Raw genomic sequence first — 22,160 nt, 5'->3', positions numbered from 1 at the left:
CAAAAAAAGGTGCGCAGCCAGCGGCCGCGCACCTTTGTCATCCACTGAAACCGATCAGACGCGGAAGCGGCCGACCGCCGACTGCAACTGTTCGGCGACCGACTGCAGTTCGTCGGTGGCGCCGCGCATCTCGTCGGCACCGCTGGCGGTGTCGTTCGCCACATCACGTATACGAATGACGCTGCGGTTGATCTCCTCGGCCACCGAGGTCTGTTCTTCGGCAGCCGACGCGATCTGCACTGTGACACCGGTGATCGCCGAGGTCGACTTGGCGATCTCGGTCAGGTTCTCGCCCGCTTCGCCGGCACGCGTCACGCTGTCGGTGGCCTTGCTGCGGCCGGCCTCCATCGCAGCCACGGCCTCTTTCGAGCTGGCCTGCAAGCGCTGGATCATCTCATCGATCTCGGTCGTCGACTGCTGGGTGCGCTGCGCAAGGTTGCGTACCTCGTCGGCCACCACCGCAAAGCCACGACCCTGTTCGCCGGCGCGTGCCGCTTCGATCGCCGCGTTCAACGCCAGCAGGTTGGTCTGCTCAGCGATACCGCGGATGACTTCCAGTACCGTGCCGATGTTCTCGCTCTCGCGTTCGACGCGCCCGATGACCTGGGCCGACTGCTCGACCTCCGAGGCCAGCGATTCGATCGCAGCGGCGACACTGCGCACCACGCTCGCACCGTGGCCGGCTTTCTGATCCGCCTGCTTGGTCTCTTCGGCCGCCGATGCCGCGTTGCGCGCGACCTCCTGAACGGTTGCAACCAGTTCGTTGATCGCCGTGGCCACCTGGTCGGTCTCGACCTGCTGGTTCTTGACCCCGTCATTGGTCTGGAACGCCACCTGGGCAACGCGCTGCGAGGCATTGCTCAGCGCCTGCGTGGATGCCGAGATACCCGTGATCAGATCGCCGAGGGAGTCGACCATCATCTGTACCTGGCGCGCCAGGCGATAGATCTCGTTGTTGGTCTTGCCGTCGGTATCGACCCCTTTGAGAGCCAACTTGGTCGACAGATCACCCTGGCCAAGCTTCTCCATGCGCTCGCCGATGGCAGCGAGCGGACGCAGCTGGGTCCGCAAGACGAGTACGATCAAAGCGACAATCAGCGCTGCGCTGATCAACGCGACCACGACCAGGGTGTTGCGCAATACCATTGCATTGCTGGTGAACTCGCTGGTATAGCTGCCGGCGGCGACCACCCAGTCCCAACCGTCGACATGCTCGTAGGCGACCATCTTGTGCTGCGGCTCGGCATTGCCGGTCTTCCAGAAATAACGAAGGATTCCCTTCTCGCCGTCGAGCAATCCGCGAAACACCTGGTTGCCATCGGCATCGGGCATCTCGAAAAGGTTCTTGCCCTCGAGCGAGGGATGCATCACCAACTCGCCTTGATGCGGACCCGCCTTGGCATCGACGGCATACACGTAACCGGTTTCACCGAAGGTGACTTTCGCCAGTTGCTCTTTGAGCGCGGTGAACTGCTTGGTGTAATCGAAGCCGATGTACAGGATACCCATGACCTCGCCATTGCCGTCTTTGAAAGGCACATACTTGGTCATGTAGTTCTTGCCGAACAGCTTGGCCGGTCCGGCGTAGGTCTCGCCACGCATCAGCCTTTCATAACCCGGGTGCTGGCGACCGAGCATGGTACCGAAGGCGCGACTGCCGTCCTGCTTCTTCAGCGAGGTCGAAATGCGCAGGAAGTCGTCATTGTGACGGAAGAAGATCGTCGCCGAACCACCGGTCATCCGGGTGAAGGCGTCCGGCTTGGCGAAGTTGTTGTTGATGGCCTCACCCTGGTAAAGCAAGGTCGGCACCGAGAAGCTGCCGACCTGCACCGTTGCGCTGCCGTCCACTTCGAACTGACCGTCGGCGAACATGCCGAAAAAGATATCGCTCAACTTGTCGGTCTGACTGACCAATTGGTCGTTGAAGAACTCGAGAGAGGTTGCGACCAAACCGACTTCGTCAGCCAATCCATGCTCCTGTTCGGCGATGGCATCGTGGACGGTCCTTACCGACACAAACCAGATCAGACCGGCAAACACGATGGCGGTGATCACGCACACCGCGACGGATAGCTGGAAAACCAGCGACGAATTTCGAATCTTTGCGAACACCCTTGGGCCCCTTGATAACGTACAGATACGTCAAAATAATTGTCGGATTATCTGAGCTTATGTCGGCACTTGGGGCGAATTCTTGAACTATGCCTCCACTAATCGCGAAGCTTATTCGGCTTTGAAAACGGCGGCTGATCAGCATCGGGGGCAAGCCGTGGGAGCGCAGAGAATCCTCCGCGGCGACGTGCCTGCCGACGGTCGCAGGGAGTGCGAACGACGGGCTTCCATGCCCGGGAGAATCCAGGCGAATACGGCGCTCAGTGCTTGCCCGGCTCCAGCGGCACGCCACGGCGCTCGTGGGCGATATAGGCCTGCAAGGCGATCATGCGTTCGTCGTCGGCGGCCATCGGGTCGCTTTCCAACGGATTCTGAATGCACCAGTTGATCATCTCGAAGAGTTCGGCCACCCGGCCGAGCTGCTGCTGAAACTTCGGATAGGTTTCGGGGTGGGTGTTGGTCGCGTTCGGATGGCATTGATCGCACGACACGGTGTTCTTCGACTTGAAACCGCCGTGAAACAGGCGCTCGCCCTCCCCGACCACGCTCATGTACTCGCTTTGCCAGCGTGCCTGGTCGCCCGCGGTGAACTCGTCGGCGCCCGACCCCGTCGGAAACACGAACAACAGGCCTGCCACTACACAGGGCGACAGCAGGGCCACGATGGCTGTATGACTTGGGCTATTCATCCGTCTGCTCCCTCAATAGTGGTCTTGTGGCGGAATGCGGTTTTCGGCGGCCTGGTAGCGCTGGTCTTCCGGCTTGCCGGAGGCATCGTTGTAGGCGACCGTGCGATTCTGGTTGTCGTACAGGTTGTATTTCATCGCGGCGTCGCCGGTATCCATGTCGATGAACTGCCAACCGGTGGCATCGCGTTCGAAGAACGGATCGGCACGGTTCATCTGCACGGTCAGCTTCGGCATGTAACTCTTGGCCTGGGCGTAGCTTTGCGGATACGGCCAGGGCCAGGCGGTCGCCATCGCGGCATGAAAGCTCATATTGTCGACCTGGTTGTACTGGATTTGGTGTACGTGGCCATAGAACACCGTGACCTTGCTGAACGGCTTGAGCAGGGCCTGTACGTCGTCGGCGTCTTCGGTCCAGAAGTTCCAACCCTTGTAGATCTTCTGCAGCGGCGAATGCGAAAACACCACGACCGGTGTGTCATGGCTCACCTTGGCGAGATCGTCTTTGAGCCATTGGCGTTGCGTCTCACCGACCATGAACGGCGAACCCTGCGGGTTGTCCAGGCGGGCCATTTGCAGCATGCGCGCCATGCCGCTGTCCCATTTCTTGTGCATCCAGTCGTCGTAGGTGAGGATGCTGTTCAGCACGATGAAATGCACACCCTTGTGATCGAAGCTGTACCACTGCGGGCCGAGTTGCTTCTCCCAGTACTCGCCCAGGTCGAGGTAGTAGTCGTGCTCACCCATCACGTAGTGCACATCGCCGTTCAGCTTCGACAACAGCTCCAGGCCGTGATCGATCTCTTCCGGTTTGCCGAGTTGCGCAATGTCACCGCCGTACATGATGAAGTCCGGTTTCGGACTGAGCAGGTTGGTTTCCGCTATCGCCCGCACCAGGCCACGGTCCCAGTTGCGGACGAACTCGTTGCCGCGGATGTGCGTGATATGCGAATCGGATATGAAGGCGAAGGTGAAATTGCGCTCGTCGGTCTTGCCGAACGCTACTTCGACCAGGCTCAGCGGCAAGGTGGAAGCAGCCAGTACCGCGCCGCCCCGCGTGAGAAATTCGCGCCGGTTCATGCGTTTGCTCATGGTGTCCTCCTGCGAGCCTAGTCTTGCGACTTGGCCAAGTGGGTGTATTCCGGACTGGTCAGCGCCTTCAAGAACGCCACCAGGTCGGCCTTCTGCTGGTCGGTGAGGTCCAACGGGCGTATGCCGCCGCTTTGAAAGTCATCGATCGGATCGTCCGGCTGTTCGCGCCCGCCGTTGTTGTAAAAGTCAACGACGTCTTCGAGCGTTTCCAGACTGCCGTCGTGCATATAGGGCTGAGTGAGTTCGACATTGCGCAACGTCGGCGTCTTGAACGCACCGACCTCGGTCACGTCTTCACTGACTGCAAAGCGCCCGAGTTCCGACATGTTCGCCTTGGTGAGCACCGCTACGTCCACATCGGCGCCCTGCTGCTTGGACATGACGAACTGCGCGGCCGTCTCGTTGACCGAGTCGCGGATGCGCTTGAAACCGACACCGAGGTTATGAAATCGGCTATCGGTAAACAGCGCCTGGGTCTCTTCGATCGTATGGCACGACACACAGCGGCCGTCACCGATAAACACGTCGAGACCACGAACCTGCTGTTCGCTCATCGCGGTCTTGTCACCACCGAAGTAGTAACGATCGAACGCCGAGTTACCCGACAGCAGCGTGCGCTCGAATGCAGCGATCGCCTGGGTCACCTCGGTCATCGAGATCTTGTCCGGCGCGATCCCGAACACCTGCTTGAACATCGCCTGGTACTCAGGGTCCTTCTGCACGACGTCGATGATCGGCTGGTGATCGGCCAGGCCCATTTCCACCGGATTGATGAAGGGTTGGGTCGACTGGCGTTCAAGATCGGGCTCACGTCCGTCCCAGAACTGCGTCTCCATGTACGCAGCGTTGATGACCGTCGGCGCGTTGCGCGTGCCGGTCAGATTGTTGATGCCTTTCGACACCTTGAGATTGTCGGTGAACGCCTTGTTCGCGTCGTGACAGGTCGAGCAGCTGACCTCGCCGGTGGTGCTGAACCGGGCGTCGTGGAACAACTTGTCGCCCAATTCGACCTTGGCATCGGTTTGAGGATTGTTGGCAGGAACCGGCAACGGTGGCAGTCCGAGAGGCACCTCGGCCGCGCTGACCACGCTGAGTGAAAGACCGGAAACAACCGCACTGAACGCCAAACAGGCAGGCAAAAGACGACACATAACGCTTCCTCCTCGCCCCTTTCGGGCCGGAATCGTGACGGTACTGCTTTAGATTTGGACTTAGACTGATTCTAATTATCGGATTTAGATTGAGTATAGACAGCGAATTTCGATCCTGCCGGAATGTGCGGAAAAATTTTGAATTTCGTCGAATTAAAGCGACGCTTCAGATAGTTCAAGCGTTCGCAAAGCGGCTACCAGCGCGTTGAAGGCAGAGAGAAAAACTCGATATCACGCACCGCGGACGGCAGCCGCTGCATGACTGCGACGCCAGAACTCTGCCGCAGCCCATCGGCACCGGCGCCGCTTGGGGAATAGCAAGATACAGGCAGATCGGTTCAGCCGTAGATCAACTCAGACCAACGCCCCTGCTCCATCATCTCTTCGCGCTGCAGACGCAGGCGCGCCTCTGAACCGGCCGCTTGCACCATGGCCTTGTTGAAGGCCTCGCGGGTGTTTTCCAGGCCGGCGATGTAGACGTAGGTCTTGGGTTTCTGCATGCGCTCCCAAATATCCTGCGCATTCTGTTCGAGCAACGCGCTCAGTCCCTGATCGTCGCCGTGCATCCACGGGCGTTTGCTCAAGCCCTCGAACGCCTCGAACGTCGCATGATCGTAATAGTTGGCAAAGTCGTTGCGCTCGACATTCTGATAGAGCTTTTCCATGCCGGTGCGCGCGCCATAGTACAGGCGCACATCGCCCTTCCAGTCCGCGCGGTTCTCGTAGATGTGACGGACGAAGGCGCGGAACGGCGCAATGCCAGTGCCGGTGCCGATCAACAACAAGTTTGCCTCGTTGTCGTTCGGTAAGCGAAACGCATCACCGTAGGGCCCGGTCAGGATCACCGTGTCGCCTGGTCGCGCATCGCACAGAAAGTTGGAAGAACGCCCCGGATACTCTTCGCCGTTGACCTCGTCGATATAGAAGCAACGCCGCACGCACAGTTCGATATCGGCCTCGCCGACCTTGGCCGTTTCCTGTGCGCTGGCGATGGTGTACAGACGAAAGTGCTGCAACTCGCCATGCTCGTGCGGCCCGGGCAACAGCACACCGACGCTCTGTCCCTCGTCGAAATGGAATCCCGGTCGCGACACATTGAGCAGGATGCTGCGCACCTCCGGCGCATTCTCCGGGGTTATCCGGTGGGTTTCCAAAACCTTGGCCATGTAGCGGTCACTGGTATCGTATTCACTGAGACTGGTCATGATGCATGCTCCCGGTGTTGCGGCTGCAACACCACCTCGTGTTTCGACGAACATTGTCCCTGGCTGCAACTGCAACTACTGCCACAACCTCCCCCTTCTTCCCGCGCCGGCCCGAACTGCGGATGCCGCGCAGCGAACCGGCGGGCCGTCTCCTGTACCTTAAGCCAGCCGATCAAGGCGGCAAAAATCAGAACCACCGCGACGACATAATCAAGCATGCTGACCTCCGAGCCCGGCGAACCCCATGAACGCCAGCGACAGCATGCCGGCGAGCATCAGAGTCAATGCAGCCCCTTTGCTCACGTCCGGCACGGCCGACAGCTCAAGGCGTTCGCGCAATCCGGCCATCAGCATCAACGCCAGGGTGAAGCCGAAACCGGCGCCCAGGCTGAATGCCAGGCTCTGCAGAAAGCTGTACTCACGGAACGTCTGAAACAACGCGACGCCGAGGATGGCGCAGTTGGTCGTGATCAACGGCAGGAAGATACCAAGCGCGCGGAACAGCGCCGGACTCAGCTTCTTCATCGCCATCTCGACCAGTTGCACCGCCGATGCGATCACGGCGATATAGCAGATCAGACGCAGGAACTCGATCTCGAGCCTGACCAGCAGCCAGTTGATGCCGAACGCGCATACCGAGCTGACCAGCATGACGAACACCACGGCCAGCCCCATGCTCCACGCGGTGTCGCGCTTGGCCGACACGCCGAGAAATGGACAGATGCCAAGGAACATCGCCAGCACGAAATTGTTGATGACCGCGGCGTTCAAGAAGATGAACGTGAGCGAATCAGCTTCCATGGACAGTCACCCCCGTTTGTTCGACGGCACGCCGCTCACGTACCCGCTTGAGCCAGTTGAACAACAGCAACCAACCACCCAACACAAAGAAACCGCCGGGCGGCAGAATCATCACGACCCACGGCTGAAAGCCTTCGGAGAACAGTGCGACACCGAACAGACTGCCGGCACCGAGTATTTCGCGCACGCTGCCCAGGCACAGCAAGGCAAAGGTGAAGCCGGCGCCCATCCCCAGGCCATTGACCACGGTCGGCAACAGGCGCTGTTTGGACGCATAGGCCTCGGCACGGCCGAGGATCACGCAGTTCACAACGATCAGCTGGATGAAAGCACCGAGCGCATTGTAGAGATCGAGGCTGATCGCCTGGATCGCATAATCGACCATCGTCACGAAGGTGGCGATGATGACGATGTAGGTCGCGATGCGCACCTGCTTGGGTATCGCGTGGCGGAACAACGAAACCAGGATGTTCGAACTCACCAGCACGAAGGTCGTGGCCAGCCCCATCGCCAACGCATTGATCGCGGAGTTCGTCACCGCCAGCACCGGACACATGCCCAGCAACATGACGAATACCGGGTTCTCCTGCCACAGACCGCGCAGAAAGGTATCGAGCGTCACGTCTTCTTCGCGATTGAGCAGGCCCGGTACGGCCGACTTGTCACCGCTGTCTGCGCTCATGGCGCACCTCCGTTCTGCGGATTCGTCAGTTGCTCCAGATCGGCATGGACGCGCGGCAGCACCGATTGCGCACTGTCGTTCAACATACGCGCCACCGCGTTGGATGAAATGGTCGCGCCCGAGATCGCATCAATCTGCCACGGATCGGTCTTCTTGCCGTGCTTGACGGCTACAACCGGATTGCGCAGCGCATCGCCTGCATCGTTCAGACTCACGTCGAGCGCACGAAAGTTTTCGATGAATGCGGGATCCTTGGCGATCTGGTCACCGATGCCCGGAGTCTCGGCCATCTTCAACACCTGGATGCCGCGAATGCAACGGCACTTCGGATCGTAGCCATACAGCAACCGGATAACGTCCTGGTAGCCCTGCGCAGCCGCTTCGAGCGCGATGCCTTGCAGTTTGCCGTCTGCATCGTAACCGGCATACAGCAGGACGCCGTTGAGCTCTGCCGATGGGTCACGTGGCGCAATGCCGTCGGCCGTGAGGACGAAGTCGCGGCGCGCTACCGCTCCCGGCACCACCTGGTACAGGGCGCGCTCGATCGCCAGACGCTTGTTCTCTTCGATCATCGGTTGCGTGATCTGGTAGGCCAGCACGACCAGGAAACCGGAGATTGCCGCCACCAGCCCGAGCGTGCGTAGCATCGCCATGCTCGGCGTCGTCGGCAGCGGCTGTTGGGCGTGAGACGTCGCTTCGCTCATGGCCGCGCCCCACGCCGTCGACTGCCGAATACCCGCGGCTGCGAGATGGTCGCGATCAATGGCGAGATGGCATTGCCGAGCAGAATGGCGTACATCACACCTTCGGACAGACCTCCGAACAGACGGATCACGACCGTCAACGCACCGATGAACAGCGCATAGATCCACACGCCCATCGGCGTGACCGGCGAGGCGACCATGTCGCTCGCCATGAACCAGGCACCGAGCATCAATCCACCCGACGCCACCACGAACAAGGGGTCGGGATAGCGCGCCGAGTCCATCAACCAGAACGGCAACGCGGTCAGTGCCGCCCCGAGCAGTACGCCGATCGGTATGCGCCAATCGAGCATGCGCCGCGCCGCGAGATACAGGCCGCCAAGCAGGATGATGATCGCCGAGGTCTCGCCGGCCGAACCGGCCGTCATGCCCATCAACAGCTCCATGCTGTCGGTGCTGACGTGCTCGAACTTCTGCAGTGCCAGCGGCGTCGCGCCGGTGAAGGCATCGGCCGTGCGCGTGGCGATCCATTGCGTGACATCCGGCGGCTGCATGAAAGGCGCCGTCAGCGTCGTCGGGATCAGCTCGCTGAAGCGTGCCGGCAACAGTGACGGGGTCCAGGTGGTGATCGCGACAGGAAATGCCGCCTGCACGAAGGCGCGTCCGACCAACGCCGGGTTCATCACGTTGTGACCGAGACCGCCGAACAACGCCTTGCCCAGGCCGACCGCAACCACGCTGGCGACCAGCGCCATCCACAGCGGGAAACCGGGCGGCAGCGTCAGGCCGAGCAGCAGGCCGGTAATCACCACGCTCCAGTCGTTCAAACTCGATGGTCTGTTGGACAGCCGACAAAACAGCCGCTCGGTCGCCATACAACCGGCCGTGGTCACGGCGAGCAGCAACAAGGCGCTCAGGCCGAAGTTGTACACGGCAAAGGCACACACCGGCAGCAGCGCATAGACCACATTGCGCATGATCTGTGCGGTGCTGATCGTCTGCTTAAGGTGCGGCGAGCTGCGCAGCTCAACCTGGATGTGTTGATCGCTCATCTCACGCCGCCCTCTCGCGATTGATCGCCTTGGCGATGCGGAAGTACTGCACCAGCGGGATGTTCGACGGGCAGACGTAGGTACAGCAGCCGCATTCGAAACAATCGTTGAGATGAAAATCGGCCGCCATCTTCTGGTACTCGCGCTTGGTCGCGAGCAGGCCGAGTGTCGACGGATTGAGATGCATCGGACAGGCCTCGACGCAGTAGGCGCAGCGGATACAGGCCATGACCGGCAGTTGTTTGCTTTGCTTCGGCGGCGGCAACACCACCATGCCGGACATCGCCTTGGTCACCGGCACGTCGAGCGCCGCGACCGACATCCCCATCATCGGCCCGCCGAGAATCAATTCATGCACCGGCTCGTTCGCCCCTACGTGCTCGAGCAGATAGCGGATCGGCGTGCCGACGGGCACCAGGTAGTTGCCGGGCTGGCGGATACCGGCACCGGTCACCGTCACGACGCGTTCGATCAGGCCACGCCCGGTGGGCAACAACTCGCCGATCTGCACCAGCGTGCCCACGTTGAACACGCTGACGCCGACCGACGATGGCAGCGAACCCGGTGGGATGCGACGGTGCAGCAGGCTTTCGATCAGCATTTTCTCGGCGCCCTGCGGATACTTGGTCGGCACCGCCTGTACATCGATGAGCGCTTCGCTGCGTACACGTGCGCTGAGTACCTCGACCGCATCCATCTTGTTATCTTCGATCCCGATGACCGCCCGCTTGGCGCCGGTAGCGCGCAACGCGATCTTGATGCCGGCGATCAGCTCGTCCGGTTTCTCGAGCATCAGGCGGTGGTCGCATGTCAGGTAGGGTTCGCACTCGCAACCGTTGACGACCACGGTATCCACCGTGTGCTCTTTGGGCGGGCGCATCTTGACGTGTGTCGGAAACGCCGCGCCACCGAGCCCGACCATGCCGGTCGCCTGCACCGCCTCGACGATCTGCTCGGGCGTCATGTCGTCGACGTTGCGCGGCGATTCATACTCGACGCGCTGCGGCGAACCTTCGTAAACCCGAATGACGATCGACAGGCTCTTCGGGCCACGCGCACTCGGCATCAGCCTGATGTCGTCGACGACCCCGCTGGCCGGTGCATGCATCGGCACCGAAACGAAACCGTTCGCCTCGGCAATCGGTTCGCCACGCGCGACATCCTGCCCTTTCTTGACCAGCGGTGTTGCCGGCGCACCGGCATGCTGGGAAAGCGGTATGACCAGGTAAGGCGCAAACGGCAGGCGTCGGATCGACAGCCCCGCGGTCAACGCCTTGTGGTCCGGCGGATGTATACCGTGTTCGAACGTGTGACGTCTGAACAGATCGCGCAATCCCATGTCGGATGACCTACTGGTATTTCTCTGCGCGCTTGATCAGCCGATCCAGATCCTTCTCTTTCGGATCGAACGGCGTCCCCGGATGGATCACACCCGCGGTGCACTTCTCCGCTGCCTTGACGATGTCGCGGAACGGACCGCCTTTCGGGTTGATCACGATCGCCTTCTTGTCATCGTTGTAGGCGAAGATCTTCGGATTGATCTTGGTGCATTCATCGCAGGCGGTGCACTCGGGCGTCTCTATCCATACCGGCTCGTAGCCACCGCTGCCCGCATCAGCACCGGCCGGTGCAGGTGCTGCACTGCCGTTGCCTCCGCCGTTGCTCGGCGCGACTGGCGCTTCAGCCAGCAATGCCGCTGCGTCGCCCGACCCGACCAACCCGAGCAGGCTCGCCGACAGCTTTTGCGCCATGTCTGCGCGCGCCTGGTTCACCAGTTGGTCGACATCGACACCGGCGCTGCTGCGCTGCATGCCGACCAGAGATTTCAACTGGTGCCAATAGCGCAGCCGGTCTTCACACGAGGCCACGATCTCTTCCGACACCAACACGCGCATCAAGCGGTTCTTGCTGTCGACGCCGAGGATATAGGGCACGAGGTCTTCGCGATCCTCGGCCGCCATGTCGAGCAGTTCGTGCAGCGGTGTCATGTTCTCGTTCCACGAATCCGGCGGCGCCTTGCGGAAGTGCTTGCGGAAGCGACCTTCGGTCACAGCGAAGTCGGCAAACGTCATCGGCACCTCGACCTTCGCCGGGTTGCCGAAGTCGTCGGTATAGCTCAGCGTGTAGGTCGGCCAGTCGTCATCGATCGCCGGGTTGCCCTCGAGGTCGGCGCACTCTTCAAACGTGGTGCCGGCATCCGGGTCGTAACGAAACAGCGGGTAGGCACGCGATTCGACGGCCAACTTGTTCTGTGCCGCCGAGGCATCGTCGCCGATACCATGCTCGGGCTGACAGGCCGCGTAGATGTTGAACAGCGCCGGGCGGCGGCTGTTCAGTCCGGCAATAAAACCTTCGAGCAGGTGCGTGATGTTGGCGATCGAACCCTGCATCACGTAAGCGGTACGGTGCGCCGCACCGATCAGGGCCATCTCCTTGCGGATCTCTTCCTTGCCCTTGTGCGCCTTGCCGTATTGCGCCATGTCCGACACCTGGCCGGTGAAGCCCGAAGTGCAGGCCTGGCCGCCGGTGTTCGAGTACACCTGGGTATCGAGCACCAGCGCCTTGATCGGAAAGCCCGACATCAGCATGCGCGACAGGTTCTGGAATCCGATGTCGTACATCGCACCGTCGCCGCCAACGGAGACCACCGGCGGACACAGCAGCCATTCTTCATCGCTGAACTTGCGCCAGTCGAAGTACGCAAACAGCTCGTCGTGCTCATCGGCCTTGTAACCGCCGTCGAGTTCGATCTCGGCGCGGCGCACGGTCTTGAAGCCGTCGGCCATCTTGGCCATATGACCCTGGAATACGCCCATCGCAACCGACGGTGAATCCTGGAACAGATGATTGGCCCACGGGAACGGGTACGGGTTGTAGGGATAGGTCGAGCCCCACACCGAAGTACAACCGGTCGCATTGATGATGCCCATCTCAGCGCGCCCGCGGTTTAAGCGACCCTGGGTGTACAGCCACTTGAGCTGACGCAGGTCCTTGAGCAGGTGTGTGGTGCGCTGCAGCCATTCGGCATCGACAGGTTCACCGGCGCCCGCCCGATCCAGTCCGCCCGACAGTTCCGCCAGGCTCAGGTCGCTACTGTGATGCTGCGACACGATCTCATCGATCGCGGTATCGTTCGAAAGGTCGATGCCCTCAGCCAGGCGCAGGCGCACATGCTGATCGAGACGCTTGATCAGGTCGTCGACGTGTTCGACGAAACGCTTCACGCGCGGCTGCATCAGCGCGGTGACGACCGATGTGAACAGATGAATCGACGACTTCTCGCCACAGCCGACACAGGAACCGTCGCCGCAGGTCAGCGAGCCATAGTTGTGCTTGTCGAGCAACAGGGTTTCGAGTGCGCCGATACGTTCGTCGAGGTCGTCGATACGGATGTATTCCGGACGCGTGGTCGGCAGGTCGAGCCAGAAGTCCCACTCACTGCGCAGCCGCTCGACCTCCTTGGCCGTCTGCGGTGTCGGCACCAGCGCCTCGTCGCCGCAGACATCGACACACTCCATGCAGCCCTTGCAGGTATAGGGATTGATCGTGACCGAGAACAGCCCGCCGCTGTTCTTCTCTTTCTTTTCGCGGTTGTTGTAGTACGGCTTGGTCACGGCGAAACGGAAATCGCCGATCGTCGCCATGAACCAGCCGAACTCTTCTTCGAGACGCGCCTTGTCATCGCCGTGCAGTTCGGACGCGGCCACCGACTCGAGCACCGCCTGGTCGAGACAGGCGTTGACGTTGGCATGATCACCGAGCGGTTCGATCAAGGCACGCAGGCGCTTTTCGATATCGCGCACCGCACGACGCAGCCAGATCGTCGGCTGCTGTTCGCGTTCGATGCGACGGATCGCCGTCTCGAACACGTCGGCGACGCTGTTGACCAGCCCGGGTATCGCGCTGTCGGGGCACACGCTGAAACAGTTGCCGCAGCCGGTACAGTTCTCGGCGATGTATTTCGGATACTCGAAACGGATCTGCGTCATGTCGCGGAACACGCTCGACGACGCCGGGATCAGACTCAAACCGATGTACGGATCGGCCAGGTTCTCTTCGCCCTTGCCGACCGCGTAGAAGCTGCCGGTCTGCTCCCAGAAGCGATGCACATCGGTGATGCCACCGTCGGCCTCCGGCATCTGCTTGAGCATAACCGGCATGCCGGCCGACTTGCGATGCGGCTCGACGGAGACCGCATCGATCGGCTTGTCGACGATCTCGCGCACCTCGTCGAAGCCACGTTGAACGACGCGCAGGTTGTCCTGCACGATGCGTTCGCCCTTGCCGCCGAACTTGTGGCGCAACTGGCGATCGATCGCGTCGAACAACCCCTGCTCATCGAGATTGTTCTGCGCCATGACCGGCGATGTCGCGAAGAACGCACCCTGAAAGGCGTTGCCCTGCATGCGGTACTGCAGATCGGGATTGGTTGCCTCTTCACGCGCTATCTTGAAGCCGTCGAGGCAGAACACGCGGATGTCGTTGTCGATGATGAACTGACGCGCCTGACGCGGAAAACCGGCCCACACGTCTTCAAGACCGGCAAGACTGCTCTGGATGATGAACACCCCGCCCTTGTTCAGACCGTACAGTGGATTTGAATGGCTGAACACGTTCGGATCGGGCGACATCACGACATCGACGAAGTGATATTCGCAGTTCAGGCGAATCGGTTCGGGCGCCGCCGACAGGTAGTAGGTGGTCGGCTGACCTTTCTTTTCCGAACCGTACTTGGGGTTGGCCTTGATGTCATAGCCGAGCAGGTCGAACAGCGTCATCGCCAGGTTCTTGCCGGTGGTGATCGCACCCCAGCCACCGACCGAGTGCATGCGTACCGTGATCGAACCGTCCGGTGTCAGGTCGGGGTTTTCGCTGCCGCGTATCGCGAGGTCCTTGATGTGCGGGTAGTCGTCGAGCAGGCGCTGTTGATGGATCTCCTGCTTCGGGCTGGCGGCCTCGGCATGCACGAAATCGACAGACAGGTAATAGAACGGCCGCTGCGCACCGTCGGGCAACATGTTCTCGACGGCGCCGACCAACGCCTCGGGCTGCAGGTCGCGGCTGCCCAGGCCATAACAGCCGGAGTACAGTCGCGGTATCTCCTTGGCGGCCAAGCTCGGATACTCCGGGTACGGTCTGCGGTCGCCGGCCAATTGGTTTTCGACGCACTTGAACAGCGCCGCACGCACCTCGCGCATCAGCGGCAGGTCTTCGGCCAATGGCTGGTCGGTGCGCTCCAGCACGGCGACCGCTTTGCGGCCGTGCAACAGCTCGCCGAGCAGATCACCCGGGAACGGGCGGAACAACGTCAGGTCGACGACACCCACCTTGAGGTTGCGCGTCTTGCGCAGGTAATCCGCCACCGCTTGCGCCTGCACGATCATGCTGCCCTGGCCGAGTATCACGTAGTCGGCATCATCCATGCGGTAGCCGCTGACGCGCTGGTAGCGTCGACCGGTCAGCGCATAGAACTCCTGCATCGCCTGGTCGGTGATCTCCTCGATGTGGTCGAAGAAATACGGCCGCTGCGCGACCACCGACTGCATGTACGAGTCCTGGTTCTCGACCGGCCCGGCCAACACCGGGTTATCGACATCCCACAGCACCGGGATGCGGCGACGCTTGTCGCCGTACAGCATACGTTGCGCCGGCGTCGGTGAATCGATGATGTCGTCCGGGCGGCCCAGATACTCGGCGACCAGTTCGCGCTCGGGCACCTGCAACGGTTCGATCAGGTGGGTGGTCAGAAAACCGTCCTGCGCGACGATCGCCGGGGTCAGCGACAACTCGGCGATCTTGCGGCCGATCAGGTTCAGGTCGGCGGCGCCCTGCGCATCCTTGGCCATCAACTGCACGAAGCCGGTGTCGTCGACACAGTGATAATCGTCATGTCCGGCATGTACGTTCAGGCTCGACTTGGTGATCGCCCGGCAGCCCATGTTGAGCACATAGGGCAGACGCTTGCCGACCGCAGCGTACAGCGACTCGTGCATATAGGCGATGCCCTGCGCCGAGGAGAAGTTGCTGGCACGCAGGCCCGACATCGACATACCCGCGGTCACCCCCGCTGCCGCATGCTCACCTTCCGGCTCGACGAAGATCAGCGCCCGGCCGGATACGTTGATGTGGCCCTTGGCCGTCTCCTCGGCCCAGTACTCACCCATCTGCGTCGACGGTGTGATCGGATACGCGCCGGCGGCGTCGGATGACTCACGCTCGCACATGATGACGGCGGTGTTGCCGTCCATCGCCATGCGCTTGCCTGGATACTTGAACTGCTGCGGTTCCTTCTTTCCGAACATGACTCGCCCTACCCTTGCGTTCGCCACACAGCGCGTGTGGCCTGTGCGGACAAGCGCATTGCTACGCCGGCCGCTGTTCTTAAACCCTGGGATTGCCGCAGACGGCCTTCAGCCGACCGGCAATGCCCCCTTGCGTACGATCCGTTTGGCGTCTCTGCCTTTGTGCGCCGCGCCACTGACATCGTCCAACCAGACAATCGCGCCGGTCGGACAACGTTCCACCGCCAACCTGCTGGCCAAGCCGTTCTTGGCGTAGTCGATGACCGCAAGGTTGTTGTCGATCGTGATCAACCCTTCGGGCGCATCGGCGGCACAACGGCCACAGGCGGTGCACAACACGGCGCACTCGGCCTCGGCCTGCTCATCTTTCTCAAGGTTCTTGCAGGCCACCCAGAGCTGGTGACTGATCGCATGCAGCGAAAACAGATCGCGAGGACAGATCTCGACACAATCGCCGCAGGCCGTGCAACGCTCGACATCCACCACCGGCAGATCGTTTTGATTCATCGCCAGTGCATTGAACTCGCATACCTTGGCGCAATCGCCCAGGCCGAGACACCCCCAGGCACAACCCTTACCGCCGCCGGCGACCATCACCGCGGCGCGACAGCTGTCCAGTCCGACATAGCTCGCGTGACGTTGTGCAACGTTGCTGCCGCCGGCACACGCCAGCCGGGCAACGCGCCGCTCCTGGCTGCCGAGTTCGACACCCAGAAAATTGGCAATCACCTGGTTGCCCTCTTTCGAATTGACGGTGCACAGCGCCGGCTGCAATTCGCCGCTGACCAGCTTCTCGGCGAACGCGCGGCATCCGGCTGTGCCGCAGGAGCCGCAGTTGGCGCTTGGCAGCAGCGCCTCGACCTGATCGATGCGCGGATCTTCGTAGACATAGAGACGGCGGTTGGCGACGGCAAGAATGCCGGCCAACAGCAGACCGAGCACGGCCATAAAGCCGACGGCGGTCAGCAGATCGGGAAACAAGGCCATGTGCTGCGGTTCAACTGCATTTCGCTCAACACCGTGCACCCCGCGTTTGGAATCAACATGCGCGTGCCACCTCGGGGCCAATTCGACCTGGAAAATCGTTCGATACGGTACGCGGTTTACGACACATCCGCGTCGTATGATGACTCTACTTATGTAAACACCGTACGCGGATTCTTGTATTAATCTGGATCAAGGGTTGAGCAATGCCGCTGTGAATTTCAAACGACATAAGGGCTTTCGCTGCACCTTGTTTGCTTTGCTGATGTGGGCATAAACAAAGACAATCTTTGTGTCATCAAACAGACACCGACGCACCGTGAACGCGCGGCGCTCAGTACATGCGATGGCGAAACAACCAGCCGGCAATGGCCAGCGAGACGACACCGATTACGGCCATCGGCCAGAACTGCTCGAACAACAAGCCATACGAATCGCCGCGCAGGAACACGCCGCGCAGGATCACCATGAAGTAGCGCATCGGGTTGATCAGCGTCAGCTGCTGAACGATATCCGGCATGTTGTCGATCGGGGTCGCAAAGCCCGACAGGATCACCGCCGGCACAGCGAACAGAAAGGCGCCGAGAATCCCCTGCTGCTGGGTCACGGCGAACGAAGAGATCATCAGCCCGATGCCCACCGCAGACAGCAGGAACAACAGCACGCCGAGATACAAGGCACCGAGACTGCCGCGCAGCGGCACCTCGAACCACAGCACGACCAGCACCAGGATGAAGGTCGCCTCGACCAGCCCGATCAACATCCCGGGGATCGATTTTCCGATCAGGATCTCGATCGGCCGCAGCGGCGTGACCAGCAACTGATCGAACGTGCCGGCCTCGCGTTCGCGGGCAACCGACAGACTGGTTACCACCGTGGTGATGATCAACGCCATCAGGCCAACGATGCCCGGCACGATGAACCAGCGCGATTCGAGGTTCTCGTTGTACCACGGACGGATCTCGAGCGTGGCCGGCGGGCTCGGTCGACCATGTTGCTTGGCCCAAGTCACATTGAAATCGATCAGGATCGAGCGGACGTAGCTCAACGCAAGCAGCGCCGTGTTCGAGTTGCGGCCGTCGATGATGACCTGCACCGCGCCGGTATCGCCACGCAACAGTGTTTCGCTGAAACGCGGCCCGATGCGCAAGACCATCAGCGCATCCTTGTTGTCGATCAGCGGCGCGATCTGTGCATCATGTTCGACCTGCGCAACCAACTCGAAGTGCGGCGATCCGGTCATCTTGGCGATCAGCTCACGTGATGCCGCGCTGCGATCCTGGTCGTAAACCGCGATCGCGAGATTGTTGAGATCGAAGGTCGCAGCGTAGCCGAATACCAACAATTGCGCGATCGGCGGACCGATCAACACGATGCGACTCTTCTTGTCGCGCAGGATCGCCAGCAGCTCTTTGACGATCAGGGCAAAGATGCGTCGCCAGGCCGTCATGCATCCAACCTCTTGTGCATCTTGCGCCGTGCGATCCCCAAGAAGATCAACGCCATTACGATCAGTGCGACACAGTTGCTGAGAATGATCGGCCAGATGTCGCCGGCGAGAAACACCGTCTGCAAAATGGCAACGAAATACCGCGCCGGGACGATATGCGTGATGATCTGCACAACCTCGGGCATCGAGCTGATCTGAAAAATGAACCCCGACAACAGAAAGGCCGGCAGGAAGGTGGCGATCATCGAGATCTGCCCGGCGACGAACTGGTTCTTGGCGACCACCGAGATCAGCAGGCCCAGCCCCAGCGCCACCAGCATGAACAACGCCGACGATACCGCCAGCGCCCAGAACGATCCGCGCAGCGGCACATCGAACTGCCACAGCGCCATCGCCACGCTGACCAGCATGCCGCCCATGCCGAGCACAAAATACGGCACCAGTTTGCCGACCACCAGTTCGCCCAGGCGGATCGGCGTGACCATCAGTGCCTCCATCGTGCCGCGTTCCCATTCGCGCGCGACCACCATCGAGGTCAACATCGCGCCGATCAAGGTCATGATCACCGCGATCAGTCCTGGCACCAGGAAATTGCGGCTACGTACCGCGGCGTTGAACCAGATGCGCGGTTCCAGCGTGACCGGCATGGTCATCTCAACCCCTTTCTCGCGCGTATAACTGAACAGCCATGCCTGCCACACGCCCTGGATATAGCCTTCGGTGATCCTCGCCTGGTTGGCATCGACCCCGTCGATGATCACGCCAATCGGCGCATCGCCCTTGGCCAGCAGGCGCTCACTGAAGTTCGCGCGCAGCCAGACGATGCCGCGCACGATACGTTCGTCGAACGCGCGCTGCGCCTGCTGCACATTGTTGAACATCATCGGTTCGAAGTATTCGGAATGGCCGAAGGCCGCAACCAGGCTGGCAGTGCTGGCGTCCGGCTGTTCGACGACCATCGCCAGCGGCACACTGCGCGCATCGAGCGACACGCCATAGCCGAACAGCAACAACAGCACCACTGGCATGACAAAAGCGATCGCAATGCTCGACGGGTCACGCAGGATCTGCCAGCTCTCCTTGCGGATCATGCCGCGCAGGCGCATGCGAGCCGCTTTGTTCACGCCGACTCTCCTCGCGCTGTGGCATGTGCCTCGATCAGACCGATGAAGGCGTCCTCCATCGTCGGATCGGGGTGCGCCGGATTGCGGAAACGCGCCTTCATCTCCATCGGCGTGCCTTCGGCGAGCACTTCGCCGTCGGCCATGATCACCAGGCGATCGCAGTAGTTCGCCTCGTCCATGAAATGTGTGGTGACCAACACCGTGACGCCCGATTCGGCCAGGGCATTGATGCGTTGCCAGAATTCACGCCGCGCCAGCGGGTCGACGCCCGAGGTCGGTTCGTCGAGAAACAGGATATCCGGTTCGTGCATCAACGCTGCGGCCATCGCCAGGCGTTGCTTAAAGCCGAGCGGCAGGTCGCGACTGTTCTGATCGGTGTGCGGGCTCAACTCGAAGGCATCGAGCGCCCAGGCGATACGCTGTTTCGCCCGCGAGCCGCCCAAACCATAGGCGGCAGCGAAAAAGCGCAGGTTCTGCACGACCGTGAGATCGCCGTACAAGGCGAAGCGCTGCGCCATGTAACCGAGCCGCGCACGCGCCTGCGCACCGGTATGCCGCAGGTCGACGCCGGCCACATGCACCTCGCCGGCGGATACCGGCAACAGCCCGCACAGCATGCGAAACGTGGTCGACTTGCCGGCCCCATTGGCACCGAGCAGGCCGAAGATCTCGCCGCGCCGCACCTCGAAGTTCACGTTGCGCACCGCGTAGAAGTCGCCAAAACGGCGTTGCAGATCGCGCACCTCGATCATCGCCCCGTCACCGTCGACCGGGTTGGCGTCGAGTTGCATGGCGTGCATCGACGCACCCTCGGCAGCGTGCGTGGCGTCGTCGTGCAGCGTCGCGATAAAGGCATCCTCGAAGATCGGCGACGTCGCCTCGGCCTGCAGGGCGTACCCGTCTTCGCCCAGCGATGACAAGTCCGGCAGACCGTCCGCCGACGTGACGACGCGCACCAGGTCGCCTTCGATGATCGCGTCGATGATCCCCGGTGTGGCGCTCAGGCGCGCCTGCAACTTGCGCTTGCTAATGTTCGGCGCCGCCACGCGAAACGTGCGACCGCGCATCGGCTCGCTGAAGTGCTGCGGGGTGCCGTGCCCCAGGCGCCTGCCGGCATGCATCAGGATCACCTCGTCGCAGCGCTCGGCCTCGTCGAGATAGGCGGTACTGAGCAGTACCGTCATGCCCTGCTCGTTGACCTGGCGGTAGATGATCTTCCACAGCTCGCGGCGTGATACCGGATCGACACCGACCGTCGGCTCGTCCAACACCAGCAGGCGTGGCGGCCTGACCAGCGTGCAGGCCAGCCCGAGTTTCTGTTTCATACCGCCGGAAAGACGGCCCGCCAGTCGACCGGTGAACGGACCGAGGCCGGTCATGTGCATCAGTTCGGCGTAGCGCTCCGGCCGCAGCGCCTGTTCGACACCTTGCAGGTCGGCATACAGATCGAGGTTTTGCTGCACGCTCAGGTCTTCGTACAGGCCGAAGCGCTGCGGCATGTAACCGACTGACGCCTGCACCTCGAGCGGGTCGCGCGTCACGTCGATTCCCAGGACATCGATCGCACCTTCATCGGCTTTCAGCAGGCCGACCGCAAGACGCATCAAGGTCGTCTTGCCGGCACCGTCCGGACCGATCAGGCCGGTCACCTTGCCGGCGGCAACGCGCACATCCACCGAACGCAACGCGGGGATCACCCGGTCGTCTACCTGAAACGACTTGCTGACGCCCTCGAACGACAAGGCTGTGCTGTCCACATCACTCAACCTGCGAACGGGCGCAGTCCGGCGGCGCCTGCCCGTCTTGCGCCGGTGTCTGCGTCTGCTCCTGCGCAATGGCGATCGTCACGGTCGCCGGCATACCGAGGCGCAGCTCGCCCTGCGGGTTACACACGAACACCCGCACCTGGTACACCAAGCGGGTGCGCAACTCGGTGGTCTCGACGTTCTTCGGCGTGAACTCGGCAGTCGGCGAGACATAGCCCACCCAGCCGGTGTATTGCTTGTCGGGGAAACTATCGGTGGTGATCACCGCCGAGGTGCCGAGCACCAGCTTGCCGAGCACCGTTTCGGGCGCATAGGCGCGCACCCAGACCGGATCGGTCAACGCCAGCGTCAGCACCGGCGTCTGCGGCGACACCATGTCGCCCGGCTGCAAAATCCGGTTGCGGATCACACCGTCGGCCGGGGCATGCAACTCGGTATCGGCGAGCACCACTTCGGCAAGTTCGAGTTGCGCCTTGTCGGCCATCAGCATTGCCCTCGCCTCTTCGATGTCTTCGGCGCGCGGCCCTTCTTCGGCCAGCGCCAGCGCCGCCTCCGCAACTTTCAGGTTGGCCCGCGCAGTGTTCAGCGCTGCTTGGGCATCGTCGAGCGCCTGCGCCGAAGCGGCCTGCCGGCGTGAAAGATCACGCGTACGTTCGTAGGTCGCGCGCGCGTCGGCAAGGCGCGCATCGGCCGCGGCGACATTGGCCGTAGCCTGGCGGATCTCTTCCGGGCGACTGCCGGCAAGCAGCCTCGCCAGCGCCGCCTCGCGCGCCTTGACCCGGGCTGCGGCAGCATTCACCTCGGCCTGACGGCGTGACCGGTGCAAGGTCGCCAGCAACTGCCCTTTACGCACCCGGTCGCCTTCCTGCACCAGCACCTGGTGAATGTGTTCGTTGTTGTTGAAGGCCAGATCGGTTTCGCGGATATCGACGTTGCCGTACAACACCAGGTCGCTCGACGCATCCACCGGGTTTTCGGCGAAATACCACCAGGCCGCAGCGCCCAATGCTGCGACCAGCAGCAACCCCAAGATCGGTTTCTTCACACTG

At 61.7% G+C, this 22,160-nt stretch carries 16 protein-coding genes; all 16 read right to left on the bottom strand.

Annotated features, from left to right (window positions below):
- Positions 1 to 54 precede the first annotated feature (54 nt).
- The gene (locus B1781_RS07175) at positions 55 to 2,112 is read right to left on the bottom strand and encodes a methyl-accepting chemotaxis protein (protein ID WP_078119005.1); all 2,058 of its coding nucleotides are present in this window, start codon (positions 2,110 to 2,112) and stop codon (positions 55 to 57) included.
- Between the two features lie 260 nt (positions 2,113 to 2,372).
- A complete protein-coding gene (locus B1781_RS07170) occupies positions 2,373 to 2,801 on the bottom strand; it encodes a cytochrome C (RefSeq protein WP_078119004.1) in 429 nt (142 codons plus the stop codon).
- A 12-nt stretch (positions 2,802 to 2,813) separates the two neighbouring features.
- The gene (locus B1781_RS07165; protein WP_078119003.1) at positions 2,814 to 3,890 is read right to left on the bottom strand and encodes a metallophosphoesterase family protein; all 1,077 of its coding nucleotides are present in this window, start codon (positions 3,888 to 3,890) and stop codon (positions 2,814 to 2,816) included.
- Between the two features lie 17 nt (positions 3,891 to 3,907).
- The gene (locus B1781_RS07160; protein ID WP_078119002.1) at positions 3,908 to 5,041 is read right to left on the bottom strand and encodes a cytochrome-c peroxidase; all 1,134 of its coding nucleotides are present in this window, start codon (positions 5,039 to 5,041) and stop codon (positions 3,908 to 3,910) included.
- Positions 5,042 to 5,379: 338 nt separating this feature from the next.
- Positions 5,380 to 6,246: a ferredoxin reductase domain-containing protein gene (locus tag B1781_RS07155; protein WP_078119001.1), complete on the bottom strand. Its 867-nt coding sequence runs from the start codon at positions 6,244 to 6,246 to the stop codon at positions 5,380 to 5,382.
- Between the two features lie 210 nt (positions 6,247 to 6,456).
- Positions 6,457 to 7,047, bottom strand: a complete 591-nt coding sequence (locus B1781_RS07145) for an electron transport complex protein RnfA (protein WP_078118999.1) — start codon at positions 7,045 to 7,047, stop codon at positions 6,457 to 6,459.
- On the bottom strand, positions 7,037 to 7,729 hold the full coding sequence (gene rsxE, locus B1781_RS07140; protein WP_078118998.1) for an electron transport complex subunit RsxE: 693 nt from the start codon (positions 7,727 to 7,729) through the stop codon (positions 7,037 to 7,039). Before rsxE ends, B1781_RS07145 begins: the two co-directional genes overlap by 11 nt.
- Entirely contained in the window at positions 7,726 to 8,433 is a 708-nt protein-coding gene (locus tag B1781_RS07135; protein ID WP_078118997.1) for an FMN-binding protein, read from the bottom strand. Before B1781_RS07135 ends, rsxE begins: the two co-directional genes overlap by 4 nt.
- Positions 8,430 to 9,485 (bottom strand): RnfABCDGE type electron transport complex subunit D, encoded by a 1,056-nt coding sequence (locus B1781_RS07130; protein WP_078118996.1) that lies wholly within the window; start codon positions 9,483 to 9,485, stop codon positions 8,430 to 8,432. The genes B1781_RS07135 and B1781_RS07130 overlap by 4 nt, the downstream gene beginning before the upstream one ends.
- 1 nt (position 9,486) lies before the next feature.
- On the bottom strand, positions 9,487 to 10,824 hold the full coding sequence (rsxC, locus tag B1781_RS07125) for an electron transport complex subunit RsxC (RefSeq protein WP_078118995.1): 1,338 nt from the start codon (positions 10,822 to 10,824) through the stop codon (positions 9,487 to 9,489).
- 10 nt (positions 10,825 to 10,834) lie between these two features.
- Positions 10,835 to 15,787 (bottom strand): 2-oxoacid:acceptor oxidoreductase family protein, encoded by a 4,953-nt coding sequence (locus tag B1781_RS07120; protein ID WP_078118994.1) that lies wholly within the window; start codon positions 15,785 to 15,787, stop codon positions 10,835 to 10,837.
- Positions 15,788 to 15,895: 108 nt separating this feature from the next.
- Entirely contained in the window at positions 15,896 to 16,774 is an 879-nt protein-coding gene (locus B1781_RS07115) for a (Fe-S)-binding protein (RefSeq protein ID WP_078118993.1), read from the bottom strand.
- A 331-nt stretch (positions 16,775 to 17,105) separates the two neighbouring features.
- Positions 17,106 to 18,221, bottom strand: coding sequence for an ABC transporter permease (locus B1781_RS07110; protein ID WP_078118992.1), 1,116 nt, complete (start codon positions 18,219 to 18,221; stop codon positions 17,106 to 17,108).
- Positions 18,218 to 19,345 carry an ABC transporter permease gene (locus B1781_RS07105; RefSeq protein ID WP_334223903.1) on the bottom strand — a complete coding sequence of 376 codons (1,128 nt, stop codon included), beginning with the start codon at positions 19,343 to 19,345 and terminating at the stop codon, positions 18,218 to 18,220. Before B1781_RS07105 ends, B1781_RS07110 begins: the two co-directional genes overlap by 4 nt.
- The gene (locus B1781_RS07100) at positions 19,342 to 21,102 is read right to left on the bottom strand and encodes an ATP-binding cassette domain-containing protein (RefSeq protein ID WP_125931963.1); all 1,761 of its coding nucleotides are present in this window, start codon (positions 21,100 to 21,102) and stop codon (positions 19,342 to 19,344) included. The genes B1781_RS07105 and B1781_RS07100 overlap by 4 nt, the downstream gene beginning before the upstream one ends.
- Before the next feature lies 1 nt (position 21,103).
- Complete coding sequence (locus tag B1781_RS07095) at positions 21,104 to 22,156, bottom strand: efflux RND transporter periplasmic adaptor subunit (RefSeq protein WP_078118990.1); 1,053 nt, start codon at positions 22,154 to 22,156, stop codon at positions 21,104 to 21,106.
- Positions 22,157 to 22,160 lie beyond the last annotated feature (4 nt).

It is taken from the genome of Thiosocius teredinicola (genome assembly GCF_002009425.1).
Lineage (GTDB): Bacteria > Pseudomonadota > Gammaproteobacteria > Chromatiales > Chromatiaceae > Thiosocius > Thiosocius teredinicola.
Note: the sequence above shows the minus strand (reverse complement) of the source record. Positions and strands in the feature narration are given on the sequence as shown.

Excerpts from the sequence above, each read along its gene's own strand:
- B1781_RS07170 (WP_078119004.1), bottom strand. The coding sequence starts at position 2,801 with ATGAATAGCCCAAGTCATACAGCCATCGTGGCCCTGCTGTCGCCCTGT.
- B1781_RS07165 (WP_078119003.1), bottom strand. The coding sequence starts at position 3,890 with ATGAGCAAACGCATGAACCGGCGCGAATTTCTCACGCGGGGCGGCGCG.
- B1781_RS07160 (WP_078119002.1), bottom strand. The coding sequence starts at position 5,041 with ATGTGTCGTCTTTTGCCTGCCTGTTTGGCGTTCAGTGCGGTTGTTTCC.
- B1781_RS07155 (WP_078119001.1), bottom strand. The coding sequence starts at position 6,246 with ATGACCAGTCTCAGTGAATACGATACCAGTGACCGCTACATGGCCAAG.
- B1781_RS07145 (WP_078118999.1), bottom strand. The coding sequence starts at position 7,047 with ATGGAAGCTGATTCGCTCACGTTCATCTTCTTGAACGCCGCGGTCATC.
- rsxE (WP_078118998.1), bottom strand. The coding sequence starts at position 7,729 with ATGAGCGCAGACAGCGGTGACAAGTCGGCCGTACCGGGCCTGCTCAAT.
- B1781_RS07135 (WP_078118997.1), bottom strand. The coding sequence starts at position 8,433 with ATGAGCGAAGCGACGTCTCACGCCCAACAGCCGCTGCCGACGACGCCG.
- B1781_RS07130 (WP_078118996.1), bottom strand. The coding sequence starts at position 9,485 with ATGAGCGATCAACACATCCAGGTTGAGCTGCGCAGCTCGCCGCACCTT.
- rsxC (WP_078118995.1), bottom strand. The coding sequence starts at position 10,824 with ATGGGATTGCGCGATCTGTTCAGACGTCACACGTTCGAACACGGTATA.
- B1781_RS07120 (WP_078118994.1), bottom strand. The coding sequence starts at position 15,787 with ATGTTCGGAAAGAAGGAACCGCAGCAGTTCAAGTATCCAGGCAAGCGC.
- B1781_RS07115 (WP_078118993.1), bottom strand. The coding sequence starts at position 16,774 with ATGGCCTTGTTTCCCGATCTGCTGACCGCCGTCGGCTTTATGGCCGTG.
- B1781_RS07110 (WP_078118992.1), bottom strand. The coding sequence starts at position 18,221 with ATGACGGCCTGGCGACGCATCTTTGCCCTGATCGTCAAAGAGCTGCTG.